At 75.4% G+C, this 8,786-nt stretch carries 9 protein-coding genes and 1 pseudogene; 7 read left to right on the top strand and 3 right to left on the bottom strand.

All coding sequences use genetic code 11. The annotated features are described in order from the left end of the window. Window positions 1-431, bottom strand: a pseudogene (locus ABEA15_RS10385) (hypothetical protein); the annotation flags it as partial. A gap of 255 nt (window positions 432-686) precedes the next feature. Here ABEA15_RS10385 and ABEA15_RS10380 point away from each other — a divergent pair. The 3 genes from ABEA15_RS10380 (at window position 687) to ABEA15_RS10370 (ending at window position 4,269) form a co-directional block, all read left to right on the top strand. Then, window positions 687-1,037 carry a hypothetical protein gene (locus tag ABEA15_RS10380; RefSeq protein ID WP_344142675.1) on the top strand — a complete coding sequence of 117 codons (351 nt, stop codon included), beginning with the start codon at window positions 687-689 and terminating at the stop codon, window positions 1,035-1,037. A 44-nt stretch (window positions 1,038-1,081) separates the two neighbouring features. Further along, entirely contained in the window at window positions 1,082-3,541 is a 2,460-nt protein-coding gene (locus tag ABEA15_RS10375) for a helicase-associated domain-containing protein (RefSeq protein WP_345556457.1), read from the top strand. A gap of 260 nt (window positions 3,542-3,801) precedes the next feature. After that, window positions 3,802-4,269, top strand: a complete 468-nt coding sequence (locus tag ABEA15_RS10370; protein WP_345556455.1) for a hypothetical protein — start codon at window positions 3,802-3,804, stop codon at window positions 4,267-4,269. 4 nt (window positions 4,270-4,273) lie between these two features. Here ABEA15_RS10370 and ABEA15_RS10365 read toward each other — a convergent pair whose 3' ends face one another. Then, complete coding sequence (locus tag ABEA15_RS10365) at window positions 4,274-4,954, bottom strand: hypothetical protein (RefSeq protein ID WP_345556465.1); 681 nt, start codon at window positions 4,952-4,954, stop codon at window positions 4,274-4,276. Here ABEA15_RS10365 and ABEA15_RS10360 point away from each other — a divergent pair. Together ABEA15_RS10360 and ABEA15_RS10355 are read left to right on the top strand one after the other, a co-directional pair. Further along, complete coding sequence (locus ABEA15_RS10360; RefSeq protein WP_345556453.1) at window positions 4,890-5,198, top strand: WCX domain-containing protein; 309 nt, start codon at window positions 4,890-4,892, stop codon at window positions 5,196-5,198. The two genes, ABEA15_RS10365 and ABEA15_RS10360, sit on opposite strands and share 65 nt — an antisense overlap. Further along, complete coding sequence (locus ABEA15_RS10355; RefSeq protein WP_344142668.1) at window positions 5,195-5,677, top strand: CD225/dispanin family protein; 483 nt, start codon at window positions 5,195-5,197, stop codon at window positions 5,675-5,677. Before ABEA15_RS10360 ends, ABEA15_RS10355 begins: the two co-directional genes overlap by 4 nt. Window positions 5,678-5,701: 24 nt before the next feature. On the opposite strand, the gene ABEA15_RS10350 is transcribed toward ABEA15_RS10355, so the two are convergent. Continuing rightward, on the bottom strand, window positions 5,702-6,079 hold the full coding sequence (locus tag ABEA15_RS10350) for a GNAT family N-acetyltransferase (protein ID WP_345556452.1): 378 nt from the start codon (window positions 6,077-6,079) through the stop codon (window positions 5,702-5,704). A gap of 274 nt (window positions 6,080-6,353) precedes the next feature. Here ABEA15_RS10350 and ABEA15_RS10345 point away from each other — a divergent pair, with 274 nt between their 5' ends. Next, window positions 6,354-6,845, top strand: a complete 492-nt coding sequence (locus ABEA15_RS10345; RefSeq protein WP_344142666.1) for a hypothetical protein — start codon at window positions 6,354-6,356, stop codon at window positions 6,843-6,845. Window positions 6,846-7,058: 213 nt separating this feature from the next. Next, a complete protein-coding gene (locus tag ABEA15_RS10340; protein WP_345556451.1) occupies window positions 7,059-8,705 on the top strand; it encodes a DNA repair helicase XPB in 1,647 nt (548 codons plus the stop codon). Window positions 8,706-8,786: the final 81 nt, after the last annotated feature.

Genomic DNA, 8,786 nt, shown 5'->3' with positions numbered 1-8,786 from the left:
TGACGACTACTACGGCCGCGACGAGCGCCGCGGGGGCGCGGGCGGCGGGCGGGGGGCCGCACTCCGGACCGCCACGGCGGCGGCTCGCGCACCGGGCGGTTGGCCGGTGCGGAGACGGCGCGCCGCCGCTCCTCGGCCCCCTCGGCGTCGTCCTCCTCGGCGGCGTGGGCGGCGGTGCGGACCGGGCCGGCGCTCGCGGTGGCTTCGGCGTCGAGTTCGCGGGCGATGAGCTCGGCCGGACGCCCGAAACCGTGCAGGATTCGGCGCACGTCCCCGACGGTCTCCGCGTCGGCGGCGGTGCAGGCGCGGTCGATCCGGGAGCGCAGGTCGGCGAGATAGGCGGCACGGTGCCGGGCGGGCACGTTCCCGTAGGCGGCGTCGGCGACGCGCGATAAGTACTGCAGCACAAGCTGGGCGGCCTGCTCGGTCATGCGACCAATGGTGCCGCAAGATCGCCGTGAGCCCTATGGGTCCTCGGCGATCTTTCACCCCCATCCGGACGCGCTGAATCGAGGGCAGGCCGCAAATCCGAAACCCGCTACCGAAAGTAGCCACACGATAACGCGGAGGCGTGTATGAATGGGGGCGCTCCGCCTTTCCCCGCGCGCAGGAAAGCGGCGAAACGGCACCGAAGCACCGAAACCGGCCCCCATGTCCGACCTGCGATCCGACAACCAGGAGACAGCATGCGCACCCGCATCCTCGCCCTCGCCGGCGCCGCCCTGACGGCGGCCGCGCTCGCCTCGCCCGCCCCCGCGGCCGCCCGGCCCGCAGCGCAGGCCACCGGCGAAGACGCCGGGCGCCTGGAGGTCTACGCCGCGCCCGGCCTGGGCTACAAGGAGCTGCGGGTGCCCGACGGCTGCCACGACTACGACAGCACCCGCAGGGTGTCCTTCGCCGACGCGGAGCCCATCGCGACCTACCGCTTCTACTCCGGTCCCGGCTGCACCGGGCACGTCGTCGGCGCCGGCCGCGACGACAGCCAGTGGATGCCCGCCCTGGACGGCGTCAGGTCGGTGCGCATCGACTTCGAATGACCGCGGCCCGGGGCCGGGACCTCCATCGCATAGCGTTGAAGGCGATGATCGACGACGCGGATGCCGGAGGCGGCACCGGTGGGCGCCCTCCCACCTTCACGGGATGGCTGCGCGGCAGATCCGACGCGCAGCTCGCCGCGCTCTTCGCGCTGCGGCCCGACCTGGTCACCCCCGTCCCCGCCGACATCGGCGCCCTCGCCTCGCGCGCGACCGCGCGTCCCGCGGTCCTGCGGGTGCTCGACCGGCTGGACGCGTTCGGACTGCAGGCCCTCGAAGGCCTGGTCGCGCTGGGCGACGACCGCCTCGGCGGCCCGCCCGGCGTCGAGGGCGAGCGCCTCGCGGCGGCGCTGGGCACCGGCTCCGAACGGCTCGGCGAGGCGGTCTCGGGACTGCTGGCGAGCGCACTGGTGTGGCAGGACGGCCCGCGGCTGCGACCCGTCAGCGTCCTGCGCGACATCCTGCGCACACCCGCCGGGCTGGGGCCGCCGCTGCGCGCGCTGCTGGCCGAGCGTCCGCCGGAGGCGCTGACCCGCATCGCCGCGGCACTGGAGACCGCCGGGCCCGCCGACAGCGGGCCGGCCGAGCGCATCGCCGCCGCTCTGGGCGAGCCCGCGCGGCTGGAGGAGGCGCTGGCGCTGGCCGGGCCCGACGCTCGGCCGGTGCTCGACCGGCTGCTGTGGGGGCCGCCGCAGGGCACCGTCTCGGGCGCGGCGGAGCGGGGCGGCGGCCTGGCCGCCGCGGCCTCGCCGATCGACCGCCTGCTGGCGCTAGGCCTGCTCGTGCCCACCGCGCAGGACACCGTGGTGCTGCCGCGCGAAGTCGCGCTGCACCTGCGCGGAGGCGCGCTGTTCCGCGAGGTCGGGACGGAGCCTCCGGCGCTGTCCGGCGCCCGGCACGGCGCGGAGACCGTGGTCCGGGCGGCCGCCGGTCAGGCCTTCACGGCCCTTCGCTCGGTCGCCGAGCTGCTGGAGCGCTGGGCCGAGGACCCGCCCGCGGTACTGCGCAGCGGCGGCCTGGGCGCCCGCGACCTGCGCCGCGCGGCCCGCGAGCTGGACACCGACGAGACCGAGGCCGCGCTGTTCGCCGAGACCGCGCGCGCCGCCGGCCTACTGGCCGCCGACGGCGAGGTCGACGGCGAGTGGCTGCCCGCCCCCGCGTTCGACCTGTGGCGCGAGGCCCCTGCCGAGCACCGGTGGCTGCGCCTGGCCGAGGCGTGGCTGCGCTCGCCGCGGGTCGCCTCGCTCGGCGGCACCAGGGACGCCCGCGGCCGCTCCCGCCCGGTGCTGGGTGAGGGCCTCGACCGGCGCTCGGCGCCGGAGGTGCGGATCGACGTGCTGGGCGTGCTGGCGGCCGCACCCCATGACCTCGCTCCCGATGCGGAGTCGGTGGCCGCCCGGCTGGCCTGGCTCCGGCCGCGCCGCCAGGGGCCCGCCTACGACGAGCTGGTCTCCGCTGCGCTGCGGGAAGCGGCGGCGCTCGGCCTGACCGGGCGCGGCGCCCTCGCCCCGCACGGCCGCGCCCTCGTCGAGGAGCTGGACGCGGAGGACGTCCCGCTGGCCGAGCGCGACAAGACGGCCGCCGGCGAGCTCCTCGCGCAGCACCTGCCCGAGCCGCTGGAGACGATCCTGGTACAGGGCGACCTCACCGCCGTGGCGCCCGGACCGCTGGTGCCGCAGTTGGCCCGCGAGCTGGCGCTGGCCGCCGACGTGGAATCCACCGGCGGCGCGACGGTCTACCGCTTCACCGAGTCCTCCGTCCGCCGCGCTCTGGACGCCGGGCGCGGCGCCGACGACCTGATCGCGCTGCTGGAGCGGCACTCCTCCACCGACCTGCCGCAGCCGCTGCGCTACCTGGTCCACGACGTCGCCCGGCGGCACGGGCGGCTGCGCATCGGCACCGCTTCCAGCTACCTGCGCTGCGACGAGCCGACCGTCCTGGACGAGCTGACCCGCGACCGGCGAGCGGCCGACCTGCAGCTGTTCCGGCTGGCCCCCACGGTGGTCGCCGGACGCACCACGCGACCGGTGCTCATGGCCCGCCTGGAGGAGCTGGGCTACCACCCGGTGGCCGAGGCCGCCGACGGCACCGTGCAGCTGACCGGCACCGCGGCGCGCCGCGCGGATCCCTCCTCCGCTTCCTCGGCGGGCCGCGACCTGGAGGAGCCGGCGGCGCCGAACGCGGAGCTGCGCCTGGCCGCGGTGCGCGCGGTGCGCGCCGGCGACGAGGCCGCCACCACCGCGCGCCGCCCGATCGCCGCCCCCGGGCGCTCGCCGCCGCGCTCGCCCACCACCGCGACGCTGACCGCCCTCGCGGAGGCCGCCACGCAGGGCCGGCGGGTGTGGATCGGCTACCTCGACACCGAGGGCCGCGCCAGCAGCCGCATCGTCGAGCCCGCCCGCGTGGAGGGCGGCTTCCTCACCGCCTACGACGCCACCCGCGCGGCGGTGCACCGCTTCGCCGTGCACCGCATCACCGGGGTCGCCGATCTGGACGCCTCCTCCTGAGGCCTCTCCGGTCCCGGCACCCGCCGGCGGCAGCGCCCCGCGCTCGCGCGGGCCCGGCGCGGCGGAGCCGTCAGGAACCTCCGCTCCCCGCCGCCCCGCACCGGCCGACGCCGCCGGGCGGACCCGCGCCGCGCGTCCCCGGTCGGCCGCCGGTCGCGAACCCGGGGCAGGACGGCCTATCCTCCGCACGCCGGGCGGGCGGCGGCCCGTTCCCCCGCCTCCCGCCCCCCGACTCCCGATCCGACCAGGAGAGCACGCGGATGTCCCCTCCCTCAGCACAGCCGCGGCCGTCCCGGCCGCCGGGTCCCGCACCGAAGCGGCGCCTGCCCGCCGTACTCGCCGCCGCCGCGGTCTGCCTGCCGCTTGGCGCGGCGATCGGGGTCGGCGGCCTTCCGGTCGTCGACTCCGACCTGTTCACCGAGGAGGTGCAGCGCGTGTCCTCGGCCGGGGACGGCGTGCGCTACGACCCCGACTCCCCGGGCAGCGGGTCCGGCCCGCTGCCGGTCGAGGCCGTGCTGCTGCGCCATCCCCGCATCAGCGGCGGCGGCTACACGCTCCGCCTGGGCCACCACCCCGACGCCTACTTCCACGAGGTCCCGGTGCCCCCGGGCACGGGTGAGCCCGTGCGCATCTCCGGCGTGGACTGGGGCACCGACCGGATCACGGTGCGGTTCGCGAGCGGCCACCGCCTCGGCGTCCCCGCGGAGTACGCCGCCGGCCTGCGCTGACGGCTCAGCGGACCGCGCCGAAGAATACGCGCATGTCGTTCGCGTAGGGCCCGGGCGACTCCATCGCGACGAAGTGGTGCCTGCCGGTGTTGCCCTCGGGCCAGTGCTCGATGCGGTTGTCGCGCTCGGCCAGGCGGCGGATGGCGGGCGGGCCCGCGTAGACGCCCGTCGGTACCCGGTCCTGCCCCTGCGGCCGGCCGAACTCCCCGGTCTCGTACATCGGCCACGACGACGTGCCCGCACTCTGCGTGAACCAGTACAGCGACGCGTTGGTCAGCAGCAGGTCGCGGTCGATGACCTCGTCCAGCGGTTCCGCGGCCATGGAGAACTCCTCGAACTTGTGCACAAGCCAGCCGAGCAGGGCCGCCGGCGAGTCGTTCCACCCGTAGGCGAAAGTCTGCGGTCCCCGGCGCAGCAGCGCGTGGTGGTCCAGCCCGCCGGTGCTCCACCGGCGGATCTCGTTGTACTGCTCCAGCTCATCGGGAGTCAGATCGGGGATGTCGGCTTCGGTGGGGAACCCCAGCCCGGCGGTGATATAGACGCCGACGACGCGTTCGGGCGCCGCGCGGGCGATCTCCGGAGCGACGTAGGCGCCGCGGTGGACGTCGCACCCGTGGGCGATGAGCAGGTGCCGCCTGCACGGCCACGCCGACACGCTGGAGTGGCTGGCCGCCCGGCTACTCATGCTCGGCTGCGCCTTTGAGGTGCACGATCCCCCGCAACTGCGCGCCTGCCTGCGCGCCGCAGGAGCGCGCGCGGTCGCGGCGGCGGGGCCGGAAGCGGGGCGGCGGGCGGCCTTCCGACGCGGATTCCCGCTAGATTGCTGCCGGGGCGGGCACCTGTTCCGATGGGACGGGCGGCCCCGACGTGGAACCCGCCCGCGGATCGAGCCGTACGTCGGTCAGAGGAGGATGGCGAAGCCCCCATGAGCAACCAGTCGCTTCCGCCCGGCGCGTCCTCGCCGCGCGACGAGCCGCCGTCGGGGCGGCGCGAAATGCGCTCCCCCTTCGCGCGGCGCGAGACCCCCCGCGATCCGGGACGCGAGGAGGCCCGCCCCGGTCCCGCCCCCGAGCGCGACCGGCCCGCGGGCAGCGAGCGCGAGGGGCGCGACGATCCCGCCGCCGCGCCGCCGGTCGGCGCCAGTAGCCCGACGATGGCGCTGATCCTGCACGCCCTGACGTTCCTGTGCTGCTTCAACTGGATCTTCGGCGTGATCGGCATCGTCTTCGCCGTCCGCGCCGGGCACAAGCGCGACCAGGGCCGGCATGTCGAGGCGGAGACCCTCACGCGCTACTCCTGGTACTGCCTGGGCGCGGCAGCGGTGATGTTCGCCGTGATGCTCGTGCTGACCCTGTGGCTGTTCACCCAGGCCGGCTCGCTTTTCGAGGGCGTGGTGGTCCCCTACTGACGGCCGCGGCGCGGCGCCGGGCGGTCAGGGCAGGCGCATCGCCATGCCGACCGAGTCCGGCGCGGTCTCGGTGAAGCCCAGCTTCCGGTAGAGGCGCCGCCCGGGCGGATCGGCGAGCAGGTTCACGAACGCGCCGGGCGGGGCCTGTTCGCGGATCACGTCCAGCAGGCGGCGCAGGACCGCGCCGCCGATGCCGTTGCCCTGGTGACCGGGAACGACCGCCATGTCCACGATGTGGAAGTACCAGCCCCCGTCGCCCAGCACCCGGCCCATGCCCACCGTGGTTCCGTTCGCCGCCACGGCGTGGCACGCCGCCCACGAGCCGGGCAGCGCCGCGACCGCCTGCTCCCGGGACACCGGCGAGAGGTCCGCCTCGGTCCGCAGCCGCCGGTAATCCTCCACCGAAGGGACTCCTGATCGGAGCCGGTAGTCCGTATGCACGAGGCAGCAGCCTAGTCGCCCGGCGCCTGCCGCGCCTCCTGCCGACGGCGCTGTGGACGCCGCGGACGCGCCCCCGCGGCCTCCGGCCAGGCGCACGACCGCCCTTGGCGCGGGCGGGGCCGGGCGCATTACGCTTGCTGGCAGGACCGGGCCCGCCCGACCGCACCGCGGCAACCCGGCCGGCCCGGCGGGCGCGGGGCTCTCCCACCGGGGCGACCACGAAAGGCGGAAGCCGATGACCGACTTCTGGACCCGGCCCAGCTCCTACTGGGACCTCGGGCAGCAGGCGTCCGGCGGCTACCCGCCGCCGTACGGCGCGGCCTCCCACGCCGACCCCGTCGCGCGCGACCCGTTCACCCCCGCGCCGGCCGCCGCCTACGAGCGAGAGCACCGCGCCGCGGGCGCGATGGGCGGCATGCCCGCTCCGCAGCCGCGCTTCACACCGCCCTCGGAGCCTCCCGCCCGCGTCGGCAGCGCCGTGGCCGCGCTGGTGTGCGCGATGCTCACGCTGCTCTGCCCGGTGCTGTTCTTCCTGCTGGGCTTCCCGGTGCTGACCCTGCTGGTGAACGTGCCCGCGATCGCGTTCGGCATCGTGGCGCTCGCCCGGTTGCACGAGCCGATGGAGGTCGAGCGCTACATCCGCTACACGTGGGCGTGCATCCTCGTCTACCTGGGACTGATGGCGGTGATCCTGATCGCGGCGATCATGGTGGTCCTCTCCTTGTAGGCGACGCGGCCACCCGGCCGCGCGCCCGCGCCCGCCCCGCCTGCGCCCGCCCCCGGCCGGCGGCGTTCCCCGGTTCCCGTACCGCCGCCCCCGCGCTGCGCATAGGGTTGTCCCGGCGGCGCCCGCGGGCATACCGCCGACCGCCTCGGCGTTGCACGCCGTGGCCCGCCTCGCGGAGGCGGCCGCCGCCGAGACCCCTGCTGCGAGGTACGTGTGTCCTGCCTGATCGTCCAGTCCGACAAGACCCTGCTGCTGGAAGTCGACCACGAACTGGCCGACGAGTGCCGCCGCGCCATCGCCCCCTTCGCCGAGCTGGAACGCGCCCCCGAGCACGTGCACACCTACCGCGTGACCCCGCTGGCGCTGTGGAACGCGCGCGCCGCCGGCCACGACGCCGAGCAGGTCGTCGACGCCTTCATCCACTACTCGCGCTTCCCCGTCCCGCACTCCCTGCTGGTCGACATCGCCGAGACGATGGACCGATACGGCCGCCTGCGCCTGCAGACCCACCCCATACACGGGCTGGTGCTGCACGCGCTGGACAAGGCCGTGCTGGAGGAGGTCGTCCGCGCCAGGAAGATCAAGGGCATGCTCGGCGAACGGGTCGACGAGGACACCGTCGCCGTGCACCCCAGCGAGCGCGGCAACCTCAAGCAGGCGCTGCTCAAGCTCGGCTGGCCCGCCGAGGACCACGCGGGCTACGTCGACGGCGAGGCGCACGCCGTCGACCTCGCCGAGGACGGCTGGCAGCTGCGCGGCTACCAGCGCGAGGCCGCCGAAAGCTTCTACGCCGGCGGCTCGGGCGTCGTGGTGCTGCCCTGCGGCGCCGGCAAGACCATCGTTGGGGCGGCGGCGATGTCCCTCGCCGAGTCCACGACCCTCATCCTGGTCACCAACACCGTCTCGGTGCACCAGTGGCGCACCGAGCTGCTGCGCCGCACCACGCTCACCGAGGACGAGATCGGCGAGTACTCCGGCACCCGCAAGGACATCCGCCCCGTCACCATCGCGACGTACCAGGTCATGGCGGCGCGCAAGAAGGGCGTGCACAGCCACCTGGAACTGTTCGAGGCCCGCGACTGGGGCCTGATCGTCTACGACGAGGTGCACCTGCTGCCGGCCCCCATCTTCCGGATGACCGCCGACCTGCAGGCCCGGCGCCGGCTGGGGCTGACCGCGACCCTGGTTCGCGAGGACGGCCGCGAAGGCGACGTCTTCTCGCTCATCGGGCCCAAGCGCTACGACGCGCCGTGGAAGGAGATGGAGAACCAGGGCTGGATCGCCCCCGCGGACTGCGTCGAGGTGCGGGTCAACCTCTCCGAGTCCGAGCGGCTGGCCTATGCCACCGCCGACCCCGAGGACCGGTACCGCTTCTGCGCCTCGTCGGCCGCCAAGACCGAGGTGGTGCGCGAGCTCGTGCGCCGGCACCACGACGAGCAGACGCTGGTCATCGGCTCCTACATCGACCAGCTCGACGAGCTGGGCGCGTCGCTGGAGGCGCCGGTGATCAAGGGCGAGACCCGGATCAAGGAACGGGAGCGGCTGTTCGAGGCGTTCCGCTCGGGCGAGCTGCGCACGCTCGTGGTCTCCAAGGTCGCCAACTTCTCCATCGACCTGCCCGAGGCCGGTGTGGCCATCCAGGTGTCGGGATCGTTCGGGTCCCGCCAGGAGGAGGCCCAGCGGCTCGGCCGTCTGCTGCGCCCCAAGTCCGACTCCCGCAGCGCCCGCTTCTACGCCGTGACCGCCCGCGACACGATCGACCAGGACTTCGCCGCCCACCGGCAGCGCTTCCTGGCCGAGCAGGGCTACGCCTACCGCATCGCCGACGCCGACGACGTCCTGGCCGGCGACGAGATCTAGACCGGTGATGGGGTGGCCCGGCCCGGCATCGCGGTTCGCTTCCCAGCCGCCCGGCTCTTGGGCACCGGCGCCTGGTGCATC

This window comes from Streptomonospora halophila (genome assembly GCF_039542725.1).
GTDB classification, from domain to species: Bacteria; Actinomycetota; Actinomycetes; order Streptosporangiales; family Streptosporangiaceae; genus Streptomonospora; species Streptomonospora halophila.
The sequence above is the reverse complement of the archived record's forward strand: the minus strand, read 5'-3'. Positions and strand labels throughout refer to the sequence as shown.